Annotated in this window: 13 protein-coding genes; 4 read left to right on the top strand and 9 right to left on the bottom strand. The window is 73.5% G+C overall.

Features of this window, described 5'->3' with window-relative positions; translation table 11 throughout:
• The first annotated feature begins 23 nt into the window (after positions 1-23).
• Both POF43_RS08875 and POF43_RS08870 read left to right on the top strand, forming a co-directional pair.
• Positions 24-689, top strand: coding sequence for a DUF742 domain-containing protein (locus tag POF43_RS08875; protein WP_282698485.1), 666 nt, complete (start codon positions 24-26; stop codon positions 687-689).
• Positions 670-1,248 carry a GTP-binding protein gene (locus POF43_RS08870; RefSeq protein ID WP_271317714.1) on the top strand — a complete coding sequence of 193 codons (579 nt, stop codon included), beginning with the start codon at positions 670-672 and terminating at the stop codon, positions 1,246-1,248. The genes POF43_RS08875 and POF43_RS08870 overlap by 20 nt, the downstream gene beginning before the upstream one ends.
• Before the next feature lie 194 nt (positions 1,249-1,442).
• On the opposite strand, the gene POF43_RS08865 is transcribed toward POF43_RS08870, so the two are convergent.
• The 4 genes from POF43_RS08865 to POF43_RS08850 all read right to left on the bottom strand — a co-directional run bounded on the left by POF43_RS08865 (position 1,443) and on the right by POF43_RS08850 (position 5,525).
• Positions 1,443-1,646 (bottom strand): acyl-CoA carboxylase epsilon subunit, encoded by a 204-nt coding sequence (locus tag POF43_RS08865; RefSeq protein WP_271317715.1) that lies wholly within the window; start codon positions 1,644-1,646, stop codon positions 1,443-1,445.
• Positions 1,647-1,660: 14 nt separating this feature from the next.
• On the bottom strand, positions 1,661-3,244 hold the full coding sequence (locus POF43_RS08860; protein ID WP_271317716.1) for an acyl-CoA carboxylase subunit beta: 1,584 nt from the start codon (positions 3,242-3,244) through the stop codon (positions 1,661-1,663).
• Between the two features lie 198 nt (positions 3,245-3,442).
• A complete protein-coding gene (locus POF43_RS08855) occupies positions 3,443-4,447 on the bottom strand; it encodes an HpcH/HpaI aldolase/citrate lyase family protein (protein WP_282704493.1) in 1,005 nt (334 codons plus the stop codon).
• A 7-nt stretch (positions 4,448-4,454) separates the two neighbouring features.
• On the bottom strand, positions 4,455-5,525 hold the full coding sequence (locus tag POF43_RS08850; protein WP_271325993.1) for an HpcH/HpaI aldolase/citrate lyase family protein: 1,071 nt from the start codon (positions 5,523-5,525) through the stop codon (positions 4,455-4,457).
• A gap of 246 nt (positions 5,526-5,771) precedes the next feature.
• Between POF43_RS08850 and POF43_RS08845 the strand changes: the two genes are divergently transcribed.
• The gene (locus tag POF43_RS08845; RefSeq protein WP_271326050.1) at positions 5,772-6,767 is read left to right on the top strand and encodes a hydroxyacid dehydrogenase; all 996 of its coding nucleotides are present in this window, start codon (positions 5,772-5,774) and stop codon (positions 6,765-6,767) included.
• A gap of 36 nt (positions 6,768-6,803) precedes the next feature.
• Here the strand turns inward: POF43_RS08845 and cimA are convergent, their stop codons facing one another.
• The 5 genes from cimA to POF43_RS08820 form a co-directional block, all read right to left on the bottom strand.
• Positions 6,804-8,417 carry a citramalate synthase gene (gene cimA / locus POF43_RS08840; protein WP_271317331.1) on the bottom strand — a complete coding sequence of 538 codons (1,614 nt, stop codon included), beginning with the start codon at positions 8,415-8,417 and terminating at the stop codon, positions 6,804-6,806.
• A gap of 1,089 nt (positions 8,418-9,506) precedes the next feature.
• Complete coding sequence (locus POF43_RS08835; RefSeq protein ID WP_271317372.1) at positions 9,507-10,607, bottom strand: branched-chain amino acid aminotransferase; 1,101 nt, start codon at positions 10,605-10,607, stop codon at positions 9,507-9,509.
• Positions 10,608-10,925: 318 nt separating this feature from the next.
• Positions 10,926-11,966: a 3-isopropylmalate dehydrogenase gene (locus tag POF43_RS08830; RefSeq protein ID WP_271324513.1), complete on the bottom strand. Its 1,041-nt coding sequence runs from the start codon at positions 11,964-11,966 to the stop codon at positions 10,926-10,928.
• Between the two features lie 471 nt (positions 11,967-12,437).
• Positions 12,438-14,069, bottom strand: coding sequence for an L-glutamate gamma-semialdehyde dehydrogenase (pruA, locus tag POF43_RS08825; RefSeq protein WP_271317370.1), 1,632 nt, complete (start codon positions 14,067-14,069; stop codon positions 12,438-12,440).
• A 283-nt stretch (positions 14,070-14,352) separates the two neighbouring features.
• Positions 14,353-15,285: a proline dehydrogenase family protein gene (locus tag POF43_RS08820; protein WP_271325820.1), complete on the bottom strand. Its 933-nt coding sequence runs from the start codon at positions 15,283-15,285 to the stop codon at positions 14,353-14,355.
• Between the two features lie 132 nt (positions 15,286-15,417).
• On the opposite strand from POF43_RS08820, the gene POF43_RS08815 reads away from it, so the two are divergent.
• Entirely contained in the window at positions 15,418-16,701 is a 1,284-nt protein-coding gene (locus POF43_RS08815; RefSeq protein ID WP_372515907.1) for a PucR family transcriptional regulator, read from the top strand.
• Positions 16,702-16,949: the final 248 nt, after the last annotated feature.

Below are 16,949 nucleotides of genomic sequence, written 5' to 3'. Positions count from 1 at the left end.
CCGGCCCAGCTGGAGGAGGAAACGTGGCAATGCCCCCTGGCGGACATCCCTACGGCGATCCGCAGCAGCAAGCGCCGCTCAAGCGGTTCAACTTCCCGTCGGCACCGAGCAACCGGGCACCGGCGGAGGGCGGCACGCCACCGGAACCGGAACGGCCGGCGCCGTACCGGGAACCGGAGCGCGGCAGCGTCCGCCCCGAACCCGCGCCCGTCGCCCCGCCGGTCCCCCCGGCCCCGCACGCCACCGCGGAGACGCCCCGGCCGGCGGCTCCGCGGATCGAGCCGCACATCCCGTCCAGGGGCGGGCACGACGGTCACGAGGACCGTCTGAGCCCGGTAGGCTCCGATCATCAGCCGTTGGTACGACCGTACGCCATGACCGGCGGACGGACCCGGCCGCGCTACCAACTGGCCCTTGAGGCCTTGGTGTCCACCACCGCCGACCCGGACCAGTTGAGCGGCGCGCTGCCGGAACACCAGCGCATCTGCCACCTGTGCCAAGAGGTCAAGTCGGTGGCGGAGGTGTCGGCTCTTCTCTCCATCCCCCTCGGCGTCGCCCGAATCCTCGTCGCCGACCTGGCGGAGGCCGGCTTCGTCGCCATCCACCAGCCCGGTGGCGACGAAGCCGCCGGCGGACTGCCAGACGTGACACTGCTCGAAAGGGTGCTCAGTGGACTTCGCAAGCTCTAGCGGTGCAGCCCGCTCCACCACCTCCGCGAAGATCGTGGTGGCGGGCGGCTTCGGCGTGGGCAAGACCACGTTCGTCGGTGCCGTATCGGAGATCAACCCGCTGCGCACCGAAGCCGTGATGACTTCCGCGTCCGCGGGGATCGACGACCTGACGCACGCGCCGGACAAGACCACCACGACGGTGGCCATGGACTTCGGCCGCATCACGCTCGACGAGGACCTGATCCTCTATCTCTTCGGCACCCCCGGCCAGGACCGCTTCTGGTTCATGTGGGACGACCTGGTGCGCGGCGCCATCGGCGCCGTCGTGCTGGTCGACACCCGCAGACTCGCCGACTGCTTCCCCGCCGTCGACTACTTCGAGAACTCCGGCCTGCCCTTCGTCATCGCCCTCAACGGCTTCGACGGCAACCAGGCGTACAGCCCGGACGAGGTGCGCGAGGCCCTGCAGATCGGGCCGGAGACCCCCATCATGATCACCGACGCCCGGCACCGCGCCGAGGCGAAGACCACGCTCATCACGCTGGTCGAGCACGCCCTCATGGCCCGCCTGCGCTGACGTACGGGTCCGTGGCCGCTCCCCCGGGTCCTGCCCGGCGGCGACGCGGCCACGGGCCCCCGGCGCCCCCAGCACCCCCCGGTGTCGCCTCCCGGGGCCGGACGAGGGCGTCACGGACACGACGAGACCCCCGCACACCATCCGGTGTGCGGGGGTCTCGCGGCGTTCCAGCGGCCCGCTGGGGCCGCGGCGGGCTACGCCACCGCCTGCCAGCTGTGCGGCGCGTAGAAGCCGGCGGCGCGCTCCAGACGCCGCCAGTGGGCGACGGTGCGGGCCTCGGCGGTCGGGGCGGGCGCCGCGAGCGCGGCGGCGCGGGCCATCAACACCGCGGTGATGGCGGCCAGTTCCTCCGGCTCGGCGTGGCCGCGCTCGACCCGCACCACGAATTCGCTGTTCATCCTGGGGCCTCCGGTCACTGCGGGGGGTTGCCGTGCTTGCGCGACGGCAGGTTGGCGTGTTTGGTGCGGAGCATGGCCAGCGAGCGGATCAGCACCTCGCGGGTCTCGGTCGGGTCGATCACGTCGTCGACCAGGCCGCGTTCGGCCGCGTAGTACGGATGCATCAGCTCCGACTTGTACTCCTTGACCATAGCGGCGCGCATCGCCTCCGGGTCGTCGGCGTCCGCGATCTGCCGGCGGAAGATGACGTTCGCCGCGCCCTCGGCACCCATGACCGCGATCTCGTTGGTCGGCCAGGCGTAGGTCAGGTCGGCGCCGATGGACTGCGAGTCCATCACGATGTAGGCGCCGCCGTAGGCCTTGCGCAGGATCAGCGAGATGCGCGGCACGGTGGCGTTGCAGTACGCGTACAGCAGCTTGGCGCCGTGCCGGATGATGCCGCCGTGCTCCTGGTCGACGCCGGGCAGGAAGCCGGGCACGTCGAGCAGGGTGATCAGCGGGATGTTGAAGGCGTCGCACATCTGGACGAAGCGCGCGGACTTCTCCGACGCCTCGATGTCCAGCACCCCGGCCAGCGAGGCCGGCTGGTTGGCGATGATGCCGACGACCTGGCCGTCGAGCCGGGCCAGGGCGCAGATGATGTTGGTCGCCCAGCGCTCGTGGACCTCCAGGCAGTCGCCGTCGTCGACGATCTCCTCGATGACCTTGCGCATGTCGTAGCTGCGGTTGCCGTCGGCCGGCACCAGTTCCAGCAGCGCGTCGCCGCGCCGGTCGGCCGGGTCGTCGGTGGCGACCACCGGGGGGTTCTCCCGGTTGTTCTGCGGCAGCAGCGACAGCAGGTAGCGCACCTCCTCGATGCACGACTGCTCGTCGTCGTAGGCGAAGTGCGCGACGCCGGAGGTCTCGGCGTGCACGTCGGCGCCGCCCAGGCCGTTCTGCGTGACCTTCTCGCCGGTCACCGCCTGCACCACGTCGGGGCCGGTGATGAACATCTGCGAGGTCTCACGGACCATGAACACGAAGTCGGTCAGCGCCGGGCTGTAGGCCGCCCCGCCCGCGCACGGGCCGAGCATCACCGAGATCTGCGGGATGACACCGGAGGCCCTGGTGTTGCGCTGGAAGATGCCGCCGTAGCCGGCGAGCGCGGAGACGCCCTCCTGTATCCGGGCGCCGGCGCCGTCGTTCAGGCTGACCAGCGGGGCACCGGCCGCGATGGCCCGGTCCATGATCTTGTGGATCTTCTGCGCGTGCGCCTCACCGAGCGCGCCGCCGAAGATCCGGAAGTCGTGCGCGTAGACGAACACCGTGCGGCCGTGGACCGTGCCCCAGCCGGTGATGACGCCGTCGGTGTAGGGGCGCTTGGCCTCCAGGCCGAAGCCGGTCGCGCGGTGCCTGCGCAGCGGCTCGACCTCCTGGAACGATCCCTCGTCAAGGAGCAGTTCGATGCGTTCGCGGGCGGTCAGCTTGCCCTTGGCGTGCTGCGCCTCGGTCGCCTTGTCGCTCGGTCCCCGCCGCACCCGTTCCCGGATGGCGTGCAGCTCCGCCACGCGCCCATGCGTGTCACTGGGTTCGGCCGGCACCTCGTCCACAACGGTCATGCCATGACCTTACGAGCGTTGGCCACTGAATCTCCGCGTTGACTTCTCACACTCTCCGGGGCGACTTCATGGAGGAAGTCGACAGTTGCCTGTGGGGAAAGGACCCCCTGCGTGACGCAGGAGGTCCTTCTCTTTGTACCAATCGCACGAGTCCGGGTCGAGTCGGACTCGTGCCGCCACTCGGGTCGCGCTCAGGTCCTACTCGGGCCGGGCCACCGCCTCGGCCAGCGCCAGCACCCGGCGGGCCTGCTCCACGTGGAGGTTCTCCACCATGCGGCCGCCGACGGTGGCCACCCCGCGGCCCTCGCGCACGGCGGCCTCGAACGCCGCGATCAGCTCGCGGGCCCGGTCGACCTCCTGCTGCGACGGGGCGAAGATCCGGTTGCACGGTTCCAGCTGGGCCGGATGGATGAGGGTCTTGCCGTCGAAGCCCAGCTGCCGGCCCTGGCGGCACTCGGCCTCGAAGGCGTCCAGGTCCCGCACGTCGTTGTGGACGCCGTCGAGGATCACCAGGCCGCGTTCGCGGGCGGCCAGCAGGGCCAGCGACAGCCCGGTCAGCAGCGGGGCCCGGCCGGGGACGTGCTCGGCGTGCAGCTCCTTGGCCAGGTCGTTGGTGCCCATCACCAGCACGGTGAGGCGTTCGCTCGCCGCGGCGACCTCGCGGGCGTCCAGCAGGGCGCGCGGGGTCTCCAGCATCGCCCAGATGGCGGTGTGGTCCGGGGCGCCGGCCGCCTCCAGGGCGCGTTCGACCTGCCTCACGGTCCGGGCGGAGTCGACCTTGGGCACCACCACGGCCGCCGGGCCGGCCGCGGCGACCGCCCGCAGGTCGTCGTCGTGCCAGGCGGTGCCGGGACCGTTGACCCGGATGGTGACCTCGCGGTGCCCGTACGCGCCGGAGGCGGCGGCCGCGGCGACCCGGTCGCGGGCGGCGGCCTTGGCGTCCGGGGCGACCGCGTCCTCCAGGTCGAGGATGAGGGCGTCGGCGGGCAGCGTGCGGGCCTTGTCCAGCGCGCGTTCGTTGGCGCCGGGCATGTAGAGCACCGAGCGGCGCGGCCGCAGGGCGGGGGCGCCGGCCGGGGAGGCGGCGGGGCCGGCCGGGGCGGCGGCCGGGGCGGCGGCGGGGGTGGTGGTGCCGGTGTGCGGGCCTTCCGCGGGCGTGCCGGCGGCGGGGGTCGTGCCGGCGGGGGGCTGCGGGGTGCTCATGGGCGCATCACTCCTGGTCCAGGACGGCGGTGGTGGCGGCGTCGTAGGCGGCGCGCAGCTCGGGGTCGCGGGCGGCGAGGGCGTCGGCCAGTTCGGCGACCACCCGGCACTGCTTGAACGTCGCGTCGTCCTGCATCTTGCCGTCGATCATCACCGCGCCGGTGCCGTCGCCCATCGCCGCCATGACCCGCCGGGCCCAGGCCACCTCACCGGGTTCCGGGGAGAAGACCCGCTTGGCGACGGCGATCTGCACCGGGTGCAGGCTCCAGGCGCCGACGCAGCCGAGCAGGAAGGCGTTGCGGAACTGGTCCTCGCAGGCCAGGGTGTCCTTGATGTCGCCGAACGGCCCGTAGTACGGCAGGATGCCGTGCGCCGCGCAGGCGTCCACCATGCGGGCCACCGTGTAGTGCCACAGGTCCTGCTGGAAGGTGGCCCGCGGCGCGTCGTCGCCGGACGGGTCCTGGCGGACCAGGTAGCCGGGGTGCCCGCCGCCGACCCGGGTGGTCTTCATCCGCCGGCTGGCGGCCAGGTCGGCCGGGCCCAGCGAGATGCCCTGCATGCGCGGGCTGGCGCCGGCGATCTCCTCGACGTTGGCCATGCCGGACGGCGTCTCCAGGATCGCGTGCACCAGGATCGGCCGCTCCAGGCCCGCCTTCGCCTCCAGCTGGGCCAGCAGCCGGTCGACGTAGTGGATGTCCTGGGCGCCCTCGACCTTCGGGACCATGACGACGTCGAGCTTGTGGCCGACCGCGCCGACCAGGGTCAGCAGGTCGTCCAGCGCCCAGGGCGAGTCGAGGCTGTTGATCCGGGTCCACAGCTGGGTGTCGCCGAAGTCCGCCTTCGCCGCGATCTCCACCAGGCCGGCGCGCGCGGCCTCCTTGCGGTCCGCGGCGACCGCGTCCTCCAGGTTGCCCAGCAGCACGTCGACGGTGGGCGCGATGTCCGGCACCTTGGCGGCCATCTTCGGGTTGGACGGGTCGAAGAAGTGGATCATCCGGGACGGCCGGAAGGGCACCTCGCGCACCGGCTGCGGTGCCCCGACCGCGAGCGGCCGGAAGAAGTCCTTCGGAGAACGCATACGGGTCTCCCTGATCGGTTGAGGGTCGGGTCGGTCGTCGTCGTACCCGCCGGTCGTCCGCACAACGCCGAGCGCGTACGACGCCACCGTCACTCTAGGGTGGCGGGCGGTCCTCGTTACCGGCCAGTACCTGTGGACTTCATCTCCTTTCGGTCCGCTCCGCCCGGGCGCTTTCCGGCCGCCCGCGGCACGCCCGCCGGCCCGTTCACCCCCCGCCGGCCCGGAGCGCGGCGCTACCCTCCCCCCATGACCCGACGCCCCCGCACCGTCCTGGCCATGGCACCGGATGTCCGCGACGCGCTGCTGGACGCGCGGGCGGTGCGGCGGCTGGCGGCGCTGGCGGTGTGCGATCCGGGCTTCGTGGTCGCCGACTTCGACGCCGCCGGCGGTGAACTGGCCGACGTCGAGGCGCTGTTGACCTGCTGGGGGTGCCCGCCGCTGACTGGCGCGGTGCTGGAGCGGATGCCGGCGCTGCGGACCGTGGTGCACGCCGCCGGATCGGTCAAGGAACATGTGACGGCGGCGTGCTGGGAGCGGGGCCTGACGGTCTCCAGCGCGGCGTGGGCGAACGCGCTGCCGGTGGCGGAGTACACGGTGGCCGCGATCCTGTTCGCCGGCAAGCGGGTGCTGGAGACGGCACGCGAGTACCGCGAGCGGCGCACCGCGCTGGAACGGCCGGCGGACCTGGGCAACTTCCACCGCGTCGTCGGCGTGGTGGGCGCCTCGCGGATCGGCCGCCGGGTGCTGGAACTCCTGCGCCCCTACGACGTGTTGACGCTGCTGTACGACCCGTACGTCACCGCGGCGCAGGCGGCCCGGCTCGGCGCGGAGCACGTCGGCCTGGACGAACTCGCCCGCCGCAGCGACATCGTCACGTTGCACGCCCCTCAACTGCCGTCCACCCGGCACCTGTTCGACGCCCGGCGGCTGGCGCTGATGCCGGACGGCGCGACGCTGGTCAACACCGCGCGCGGCACGCTGGTCGACACCGCCGCGCTCACCGCCGAACTGGTGGCCGGCCGGCTGCGCGCGGTGCTGGACCACACCGACCCCGAAGTGCTGCCCGCCGACAGCCCGTTGTACGACCTGCCGAACGTGCTGCTGACCCCGCACGTCGCCGGTTCGCTGGGCAACGAGCTGCCCCGGCTCGCGCACGCCGCCCTCGACGAACTCCAGCGGTACGCCGAGGGGTCGCCGTACGCCCACCCGGTGCTGGCCGCCGACCTGGACACGCTGGCCTGACGCGGCGCGGGGCACCGGGCGGGGGGCGGGGGCGGGTCAGTCCTGCGGCGTCACGCCGGCCTGGAACAGGCCGTAGGTGTAGGCGTCCTCCAGTGCCTGCCAGGACGCGGCGATGACGTTCTCCCCCACGCCGACGGTGGACCACTCGGTGCGGCCGTCGCCGGTGGCGATCAGCACCCGGGTGGTGGACTCGGTGCCGTGCCGGCCCTCCAGGATGCGGACCTTGTAGTCGACCAGCTCCATGCGGGCCAGTTGCGGGTAGATCCGCTCCAGGCCCTGCCGCAGCGCGCGGTCCAGGGCGTCGACCGGGCCGTTGCCCTCACCGGTGGCGACGATCCGCTCGCCCTTGGCCCACAGCTTGACGGTGGCCTCGTTGACCTGGGCGCCGTCCGGGCGCTGCTCGACGATGGCCCGCCAGGACTCCACCCGGAAGAAGCGCTCGGCAGTGCCGCGCACCTCGTCGATGAGCAGCAGTTCGAAGGAGGCGTCGGCGGCCTCGTAGGTGTAGCCGCGCAGTTCGCGCTCCTTGACGCGCTCCACCACCCGCCCGGCCAGCGCCCGGTCGCCGGACAGGTCGTAGCCCAGCTCCTTGCCCTTCAGCTCGATCGAGGCGCGGCCGGCCATGTCGGAGACCAGCATGCGCATGGTGTTGCCGACGAGTTCGGGGTCGATGTGCTGGTAGAGGTCCGGGTCGACCTTGATCGCGGAGGCGTGCAGGCCGGCCTTGTGGGCGAACGCCGACACGCCCACGTAGGGCTGGTGGGTGGAGGGGGTGAGGTTGACGACCTCGGCGATGGCGTGCGAGATCCGGGTCATCTCCTCCAGCGCGCCGTCCGGCAGGACCCGCTTGCCGTACTTCAGCTCCAGCGCGGCGACGACCGGGAAGAGGTTGGAGTTGCCGACCCGCTCGCCGTAGCCGTTGGCGGTGCACTGCACGTGGGTGGCGCCGGCGTCCACGGCGGCCAGGGTGTTGGCCACCGCGCAGCCGGTGTCGTCCTGGGCGTGGATGCCCAGCCGGGCGCCGGTGTCGGCCAGCACGGTGCGGACCACCGCGGTGACCTGGGCGGGCAGCATGCCGCCGTTGGTGTCGCACAGCACGACGACGTCGGCGCCGGCCTCGTGCGCGGCCCGGACCACGGCCTTGGCGTACTCGGGGTTGGCGCGGTAGCCGTCGAAGAAGTGCTCGCAGTCGACGAACACCCGCCGGCCGTGCTCGCGCAGGTGCGCGACGGTGTCGCGGACCATCGCGAGGTTCTCCTCCAGCGTGGTGCGCAGCGCCAGCTCCACGTGGCGGTCGTGCGACTTGGCCACCAGCGTGACGACCGGCGCGCCGGACGCCAGCAGCGCGGCCACCTGCGGGTCCGCCGCGGCGGTGCCGCCGGCCTTGCGGGTGGCGCCGAAGGCGACCAGCCGGGCGTGCCGGAAGTCGATCTCGCGCGCCGCGCGCTCGAAGAACTCCGTGTCGCGCGGGTTGGCGCCGGGCCAGCCGCCCTCGATGAAGCCCACGCCGAAGTCGTCCAGGTGACGGGCGATGGCGAGCTTGTCGGCGACCGTGAGGTTGATCCCCTCGCGCTGGGCGCCGTCGCGCAGCGTGGTGTCGAAGACGTGGAACGCGTCGTCGGGCGTGACGGTTTCCGGTGCTGCCGTCATGGTGGTGCTCCTGTCGGGTGGTGGTCGGAGGATCCGATTCCACTTGCCCCCGTAATCTCCGTCGCGCCTCGCTCACCGGGCCGGTCGGGCCCCGGAAACGAAAAAACCTCTCGCGGGTGCGAGAGGTCTGCGCGCGGGTCTGGGACACGGTGTTCGCCGTCGCGGGGAGTTGTCCGCTCCGGCGGTCACTGCGGACCGGCGCGCCTGCTGCCGATAATCATGGCGTACGAGGACACGGTCGAAGTTTCGCACACCGTCTCCGGAGGCGGGACCACCGTCTCATTATCCGGTACGGGGTGCCCGCGGGGCCCGGTGAGCGGTGCACCGGTGCGGCCGGCCGTGGTCCGGTCCCCCGTACTGCGGTACGCAGTGGACGGGCCGCTGGGCTCCGGTACGCGGTGGTCGGGTACGCGGTGGACGGGGAGCCCGCAGGGCGGCGGGTACGCGGTGGACGGTGCACCGGTGCGGCCGGCCGTGGTCCGATCCCCCGTACTGCGGTACGCAGTGGACGGGCCGCTGGGCTCCGGTACACGGTGGCCGGGTACGCGGTGGTCGGGCAGGCGGTGCACCGGTACGTGGTGGCCGGGCCAGCAGTGGCCGGTACGCCGCGCCCCGGCGCGTGGTCGTCCGGTACGCCTGGACGCCGTGGTCCGGCCCGGTCATCCGGTCCGCTGTGGCCGGGTCGGCCGTGCACAGGTACGTGGTGGCCGGGCCAGCAGTGGCCGGTACGCCGCGCCCCGGCGCGCGGTCGTCCGGTACGCCTGGACGCCGTGGTCCGGCCCGGTCATCCGGTCCGCTGTGGCCGGGTCGGCCGTGCACCGGTACGCGGTGGCCGGGCCACTGGGCTCCGGTCCGTGGTGGTCCGGCGCGCGGTCGTGGTTCGGTATGCCGGGGCGCGGGCCCGCTCCGGCCGGCCCGCGCGGGGTGCGCGGGGACCGGAACCGGGCGACGGGGGTCGGGCCGCAGGGGCGGTGCGGTCGAGCGACCGGGGTCGGAGCGCGCGGCGACGCCGTCGGGCGACGGCGGTCGGACCGCCAGAGGCGACCCGACAGGCGACGCGGTCCTTACCGCCGGAGGCGGCCGGCGCCGTCAGGCGACGGGGTGCAGCCAGCCGTGGGTGTCGGCGGCCCGGCCGGTCTGGAGGGCGAGCAGCCGCTCGCGCAAGCGCATGGTGACCTGGCCGGGGGTGCCGTCGCCGACGGTCCACTCGGCGCTGGTGGACTTCGCGGAGCCGACCGGGGTGATGGCGGCGGCGGTGCCGCAGGCGAAGACCTCGGTGATGCTGCCGTCGGCGGTGCCGGCCTTCCAGTCCTCGACGCTGATGCGGGTCTCGGCGGTGCGGTACCCGAGGTCGGCGGCGATCCGCAGCAGGGAGTCGCGGGTGATGCCGGGCAGCAGGGAGCCGGACAGCTCGGGGGTGACGACGCACTCGGTGCCGTCGGCGTCGCGGCGGACGAAGTAGAGGTTCATGCCGCCCATCTCCTCGATCCAGCGGCGTTCCACGGCGTCCAGCCAGACGACCTGCTCGCAGCCCTGCTCGATGGCCTGGGCCTGGGCGACCAGCGAGGCGGCGTAGTTGCCGGCGCACTTGGCCGCGCCGGTGCCGCCGGGCGCGGCGCGCACGTACTCCTCGGATATCCACACCGAGACCGGCTTGACCCCGCCGGGGAAGTAGGCGCCGGCCGGGGAGGCGATGACCATGAACAGGAACTCGCCGGCCGGCTTGACGCCGAGGCCGACCTCGGTGGCGAACATGAAGGGCCGCAGGTAGAGCGACTGCTCGGGTTCGGAGGGCACCCAGGCGCGGTCCTGGGCGACCAGCGCCTCGCAGGCGGCGGTGAACAGCTCCTGCGGCAGCTCGGGCATGGCCAGCCGGCGGGCGGACGCCTGGAAGCGGGCGGCGTTGTTCTCCGGGCGGAACATCGCGACCGAGCCGTCGGCCTGCCGGAACGCCTTCAGGCCCTCGAAAACCGACTGGGCGTAGTGCAGCGTCATGTTGGCCGGGTCGATGGACAGCGGCGCGTACGGGACGAGCTCGGCGTCGTGCCAGCCGCGGCCGGCGGTCCAGCGGATGGTGACCATGTGGTCGGTGAAGTACCGGCCGAAGCCGGGGTTGGCCAGCACCGCAGCGCGCTCCGCGTCGGGGAGGGTGTGCGCGGAGGGCTTGAGCTCGATGGTGGGCGTCGTCATGTGGGTGTCCTTCACCGTGTGGTCGTGGCGGACCGCACCGACGTCCCCGCCGCACGGCGGTCATCAGGACGTCCGACTTGGCTCACGCGGCGGCCCTGGTCCGATTATCACCGAATAGGACCGAAGGCAGAAAGGGCGGGCCGAGGTGATCTACCCGTCAGTGCGGCCCCGGAGGGGGCCAGGCCCCGCGAGGGAGCGCGCCGAACCCGGCCCGCGCGGTGGCGCGGGCCGGGTTCGGCCGGGCGGCGGGCGCGGGGCCCGGCACCCGCCGGCCGGGGTCGACCGGGGAGCGCCGTCGTGCGGCGTCGCCGCCGGCGGTCAGCCCGCCACCCGGGCGGCCAGCGCGTCGCCGACCGCCGAGGTGGAACGGGTGCCGGTGCCGCGTTCGGCCAGGTCGGCGGCGACGGCGGCCTCCACCCGGGCGGCCTCCTGGTCGTAGCCGAGGTGCTGGAGCAGCAGCGCGACCGACAGCACGGTGGCCGTCGGGTCGGCCTTGCCCTGGCCGGCGATGTCCGGCGCGGAGCCGTGCACCGGCTCGAACATCGACGGGAAGTCGCCGGAGGGGTTGATGTTGCCGCTGGCGGCCAGGCCGATGCCGCCGGTGATGGCGGCGGCCAGGTCGGTGATGATGTCGCCGAAGAGGTTGTCGGTGACGATGACGTCGAAGCGCTCGGGCTGGGTGACGAAGAAGATCGTCGCGGCGTCGACGTGCAGGTAGTCGGTGGTGACCTCGGGGAAGTCGCGGCCGACCTCGGCGAAGATCCGGCTCCACAGGTGGCCGGCGTGCACCAGCACGTTGTTCTTGTGGACCAGGGTGAGCTTGCGGCGCGGCCGGGCCTGGGCACGGGTGTAGGCGTCGCGCACCACGCGTTCGATGCCGAAGGCGGTGTTGAGGCTGACCTCGGTGGCCACCTCGTGCGGGGTGCCGGCCCGCAGCACGCCGCCGTTGCCGGTGTAGGGGCCCTCGGTGCCCTCGCGGACCACGACGAAGTCGATGTCGTCCTTGCCGGCCAGCGGCGAGGTGACGCCGGGCAGCAGCTTGCCCGGGCGCAGGTTGACGTGGTGGTCGAAGGCGAACCGCAGCTTGAGCAGGAAACCGCGTTCCAGCACGCCGGACGGGACCGAGGGGTCGCCGATGGCGCCGAGCAGGATCGCGTCGTGCGCCTTGAGGGCGGCCAGGTCGTCGTCGGTGAGGGTCTCACCGGTGGCGTGGTAGCGGGCGGCGCCGAAGTCGTAGGCCCGGGTCTCCAGCTTCACGTCGCTCGGCAGGACGGCGCCGAGCACCTTGAGACCCTCGGCCACCACCTCCTTGCCGATTCCGTCACCGGGGATCACTGCGAGGCTGATGGTGCGAGACATGCGGCGACTGTACGCCCGCGTCCACCCCATGACATGGACCGTCCGGATGATGGACGCGAGGCGCGTCGTCGGCGGACCGCTGGGTCAGTGGGCCTCGTGGCCGGTCGCACCGCCGTTGTCACGGCGGTCAAGGGCGCGCTGGAGGGCCTCGGCGGCGTTCTTGCGGGTGGTCTCATCCATGGGTGCACAACTCCAGACCAGAACGTAGGTGTGAGGGGGTGCGCCGGAAGAGGCGGGGAACGGGTGCGGCAGGGGTGGCCTGCGCGGTGCACCGGCTCTCGTCCGCCGTTCGCTGGATCAAGCGAGACGTTCGGCTCCTACAACGCTAGAGCCCCACAGCCGTTCTGTCTGCACAGTTACTCGGACTTCCTACTATCTGAGACGGTCATCACTCGGCCGGGTGACGCAACGGCCGCCCGGCGGATGCCGGACGGCCGTTGCGAAGGGGTCGGCCGGAGCGGCCGGGGGCGGTCAGCCCATGTGCGGGTAGCGGTAGTCGGTCGGCGGGAGCAGCGCCTCCTTGATGGCGCGGGTGGACGACCAGCGCATCAGGTTCTGCTTGGCACCGGCCTTGTCGTTGGTGCCCGACGCCCGGCCGCCGCCGAACGGCTGCTGGCCGACGACCGCGCCGGTCGACTTGTCGTTGACGTAGAAGTTGCCGGCCGCGTAGCGCAGCTTGTCCATGGTGTGCGCCACGGCCTGCCGGTCGTTGGCGATGACCGAGCCGGTCAGCGCGTACTGGGAGACCGACTCCATCTGCGTGAGCATCTCGTCGTACCGGTCGTCCTCGTAGACGTGCACGGCGAGGATCGGGCCGAAGTACTCCTCGCGGAAGACCTCGTTGTCCGGGTCGGAGCAGACCAGCACGGTCGGGCGGACGAAGTAGCCGACCGAGTCGTCGTAGCTGCCGCCGGCCACGACCTCCACGGTGGGGTCGGCCTTGGCGCGGTCGATGGCGGCCTTGTTCTTGGCGAACGCCCGCTCGTCGATCAGGGCGCCGATGAAGTGGTCGAGGTCGGTGACGTCGCCCATGGTCAGCCCCTCGGTCTCGGCGACGAAGGCCTCCTTGAAACCGCCGTCCCAGATCGAGCGCGGGATGTAGGCGCGGGAGGTCGCCGAGCACTTCTGGCCCTGGTACTCGAAGGCGCCGCGGGTCAGCGCGGTCCTGAGCACCGCGGTGTCGGCCGACGGGTGGGCGACCACGAAGTCCTTGCCGCCGGTCTCGCCGACCAGCCGCGGGTAGGTCTTGTAGTTCTCGATGTTGTTGCCGACCGTCTTCCACAGGTGCTGGAAGGTCCGGGTCGAGCCGGTGAAGTGCACGCCGGCCAGGTCCGGGTGGGTCAGCGCGACCTCGGAGACCTCCAGGCCGTCCCCGGTGAGCAGGTTGATGACGCCCTTCGGCAGCCCGGCCTCCTCCAGCAGCTCCATCATCAGCACGGCGGCCCGGGTCTGGGTGGGCGACGGCTTCCACACCACGACGTTGCCCATCAGCGCGGGCGCGGTCGGCAGGTTGACGGCGATGGCGGTGAAGTTGAACGGCGTGATGGCGTAGACGAAGCCCTCCAGCGGGCGGTGGTCCATCCGGTTCCACACCTGCGGGGCGTTGGCCGGGGGCTGCTCGGCGAGGATCTGCCGGGCGTAGGCGACGTTGAAGCGCCAGAAGTCGATCAGCTCGCAGGGCGCGTCGACCTCGGCCTGCTGGGCGGTCTTGGACTGCCCCAGCATGGTGGCGGCGGCGATGGTCTCGCGCCACGGGCCGGCCAGCAGGTCGGCGGCGCGCAGGATGATCGCGGCCCGGTCGTCGAACGACATCGCCCGCCAGCCGGGGGCCGCGGCCAGCGCCGCGTCGACGGCCTCCTGCGCGTCCTGCCGGGTGGCGTTGCGCCCGGTGCCGAGCCGCTTGGCGTGCGCGTGCGGCTGGACGACGTCGAACGGCGCTCCGGCGCCCATCCGCTTGGTGCCGCCGATGGTCATCGGCAGGTCGACGGGGTTCTCGCCCAGCTCCTTGAGCTTGGCCTCCAGCCGGGCCCGCTCCGGGGAGCCCGGTGCGTAGGAGTGCACCGGCTCGTTGACCGGGGTGGGGACCTGGGTCACGGCGTCCATGAAACGGATCTCCTTCGAAGGTGGTCTGCGCTTCTGCCTGCGAGTCTGCTGCGGAATCCGCCGGCGTGCGACGGAATCGGGGGTACGGGGGCTGTCGGGTGCCGGGGGGCGAAAGCGGGGGCCGGTTTCCGGCGGTGTCGGGTGCCGGAGCCGGGGCCGCCCGGGGTGCCCGGTGCCGGCGCCGTCGGGGCCGTCGGGGGCCGGAGCCGGGTTTCCGGGGCGCCGGGCGCCGGAGCCGGGGTGCCGGCGGGGTCGGGCGCCGACATCGGTGGCGCCGGCGGGGTCAGGCGCCGGCCGGGACGAACGAGCGGAGGAAGAAGGCCAGGTTCGCCGGGCGCTCCGCCAGCCGCCGCATGAAGTAGCCGTACCAGTCGGCGCCGTACGGGACGTAGATCCGCATCCGCTCGCCGTCGGCGGCCAGTCTGGCCTGCTCGGCGGCCCGGATGCCGTAGAGCATCTGGAACTCGTAGTCCCCGGCGACCCGGCCGGCCTCGCGGGCCAGATGGCGGGCGATGGAGATCATCCGGGGATCGTGCGATCCGACCATCGGGTAACCGCCGCCGGCCATCAGGATGCGCAGGCACCGCACGTAGGCCCGGTCCACCTCACGCTTGTCCTGGTACGCGACGGAGGCCGGCTCCTTGTAGGCGCCCTTGACCAGCCGCACCCGGGAGCCGGGGACGGCCAGCGCCCGGCAGTCCTGCTCGGTGCGGAACAGGTAGGACTGCACGACGGCGCCGGTGCCCGGGTGCTCGCGGCGCAGCTCGGCGACCACGGCCAGCGTGGAGTCCACGGTGGTGTGGTCCTCCATGTCGCAGGTCACCGTGGTGCCGGCGGCACTGGCCGCGGCGGCGACCTGCCGCACGTTCTCCAGCGCGATGTCGTGGCCGCCGACCGGCAGCGCCTGCCCGAAGGCGGACAGCTTGACCGACACCTCGGCCCGCTTGCCGAGACCCTCGGCGTCCAGCGCCTCCAGCAGCCGCAGGTAGGCGTCGCGGGTGGCGCCGGCGGTGGCCCGGTCGGTGACGTCCTCGCCGAGGTGGTCGAGGGTGACCTCCAGGCCGGCGTCGGCCAGCGCGCGCACCCGGTCCATCGCGGTGGGCAGGTCGTCGCCGGCCACGAAGCGGTGCACGACCGGCCGGGTGACGGGCGCGGCCGCGACCAGGCGGCGCATGCGGTCGCTCCGCGACACGGCGAGCAGCACGGGACCCAGCACGGGCTCCTCCAGTTGACGCGACGGTCACCGCGGCACACGCCGGCGGTCCACTGCCGTGAATGTAGGTTTTCCCGCTCACCGTCGGCCATCGACAGGTGTCACGCATCCGCGGCACCCCCGTCATACATCTGTATGAGGGACAATGGCGGGGTGCACGGCTACGGGGACTACGGCGACTTCGAGGGCTACCAGGATCTGGTCGACGAGGTGTCCGCGCTGCTCGGCGCACCGGCCACCTTGGAGGACCGCGACTTCCGGCTGATCGCCTTCGGCGCGCACGACAGCGACGACGCGGCGGTCACCGATCCGGTGCGCACCCGTTCGGTACTGACCCGGCGCTCCAGCGCCGAGGTGCGCGCCTGGTTCGAGGGCTTCGGCATCGCCCGCGCCACCGGCCCGCTGCGGGTGCCGGCCGACCCGCGGGCCGGCATCCACGCCCGGGTCTGCCTGCCGGTACGCCACCGGGGGGTGGTCTACGGCTACGTGTGGCTGCTGGAGGACGACGAGCCCGGCCGGCCGCCCCACGAGGAACGGGCGCTGCGGGCGGCGATGGGGGTGGCCGACCGGATCGGCGTGCTGCTGGCGGCGGACACCCGGGCCGGGGCGGACGCCGGGCGGGCGCTGCTGGACGTGCTGACCGACTCCAAGGCCCGGCGGGAGGCGGCCCGCGACACGCTGCGGACCGCGCTGGGCCGCGCGGCGGACAGCGAGCTGGCGGTGGTGTGCGTGACCCCGTGGGACAGTGCCGAGTCGCCCGACTCCGAGGTGCTGCCGGGGGTACGGACACTGCCGGGCGCGCTGGCGCTGTGCGCGGCACCGGAGTCCGGCCCGCCGGGCGGCGGTGCGGGCCGCGAGACGCCGGGGCGGTCCGGCCGGACGGCGGACGGCGGAGCGGGCGGGGCTGCCGGGCCGGGCGGGCCGGGGGACGGCGACGGGCTGGTGGTGCTGACGCGGGGGCGGTCGGCGGCGGCGGTGGCCGGGCGGCTGGTGGAGTCCGCACGCGGCGCGGACGGCCGGGCCGGGGTGAGCGACCCGCGGCACGGTCTGGACGGCCTGCCCGGCGCGTTCCGCGAGGCGCTGACGGCCGCCCGCGCGGCCCGGGCCCAGCCGCGGCTCGGCCCGGTCGCCCTCTGGTCCGGCATCGGCCCGTACCGCCTGCTGGCGGCGCTGCCGCGCGGTGCGACCGACCCGGCGGTACTCCCCCTGCTGGAACCGGCCCACGCCGAACTCGCCCACACCGCCGAGGTGTTCCTCGACTGCGCGGGCGGCGCCGGCCGGGCCGCGGCGGTCCTGGCCGTCCACCGGCAGACCCTCTACTACCGCCTCTCCCGCATCCAGGCCCTCACCGGCCTCGACCTGGCCGACGGTGAGGACCGCCTGCTGCTACACATGGCACTGAAGGCGGTCCGGCTGTAGGCGGGGTGCGCGGCCGGGCGGGGTGCCCTGCCGGGCGGGATGGGGTGGTGTGGGGCGCGGGCGTTGGCGGGGGCACGGTCGCCGGCAGGTGGGACGGGGTGGACGGGGGCGCGGTCGCCGGCGGGGACGCGGGCCGGAAGGCGGGGCGGGGCCGCGGGGGTGCGGTGTGCCCGAAGCGGCCCCCGGACGCACGTCCGCCCGGGAACGAACGCGGCACGCCGACCCCGTACGAACCCCGCCTCCGTCGG

Source organism: Streptantibioticus silvisoli, assembly GCF_027947535.2.
GTDB lineage: Bacteria > Actinomycetota > Actinomycetes > Streptomycetales > Streptomycetaceae > Streptantibioticus_C > Streptantibioticus_C silvisoli.
The sequence above is the reverse complement of the archived record's forward strand: the minus strand, read 5'-3'. Positions and strand labels throughout refer to the sequence as shown.

Coding starts and splice junctions, on each gene's coding strand:
- POF43_RS08865 (WP_271317715.1), bottom strand. CDS start 1,646: ATGAACAGCGAATTCGTGGTGCGGGTCGAGCGCGGCCACGCCGAGCCG.
- POF43_RS08860 (WP_271317716.1), bottom strand. CDS start 3,244: ATGACCGTTGTGGACGAGGTGCCGGCCGAACCCAGTGACACGCATGGG.
- POF43_RS08855 (WP_282704493.1), bottom strand. CDS start 4,447: ATGAGCACCCCGCAGCCCCCCGCCGGCACGACCCCCGCCGCCGGCACG.
- POF43_RS08850 (WP_271325993.1), bottom strand. CDS start 5,525: ATGCGTTCTCCGAAGGACTTCTTCCGGCCGCTCGCGGTCGGGGCACCG.
- POF43_RS08845 (WP_271326050.1), top strand. CDS start 5,772: ATGACCCGACGCCCCCGCACCGTCCTGGCCATGGCACCGGATGTCCGC.
- cimA (WP_271317331.1), bottom strand. CDS start 8,417: ATGACGGCAGCACCGGAAACCGTCACGCCCGACGACGCGTTCCACGTC.
- POF43_RS08835 (WP_271317372.1), bottom strand. CDS start 10,607: ATGACGACGCCCACCATCGAGCTCAAGCCCTCCGCGCACACCCTCCCC.
- POF43_RS08830 (WP_271324513.1), bottom strand. CDS start 11,966: ATGTCTCGCACCATCAGCCTCGCAGTGATCCCCGGTGACGGAATCGGC.
- pruA (WP_271317370.1), bottom strand. CDS start 14,069: ATGGACGCCGTGACCCAGGTCCCCACCCCGGTCAACGAGCCGGTGCAC.
- POF43_RS08815 (WP_372515907.1), top strand. CDS start 15,418: ATGAGGGACAATGGCGGGGTGCACGGCTACGGGGACTACGGCGACTTC.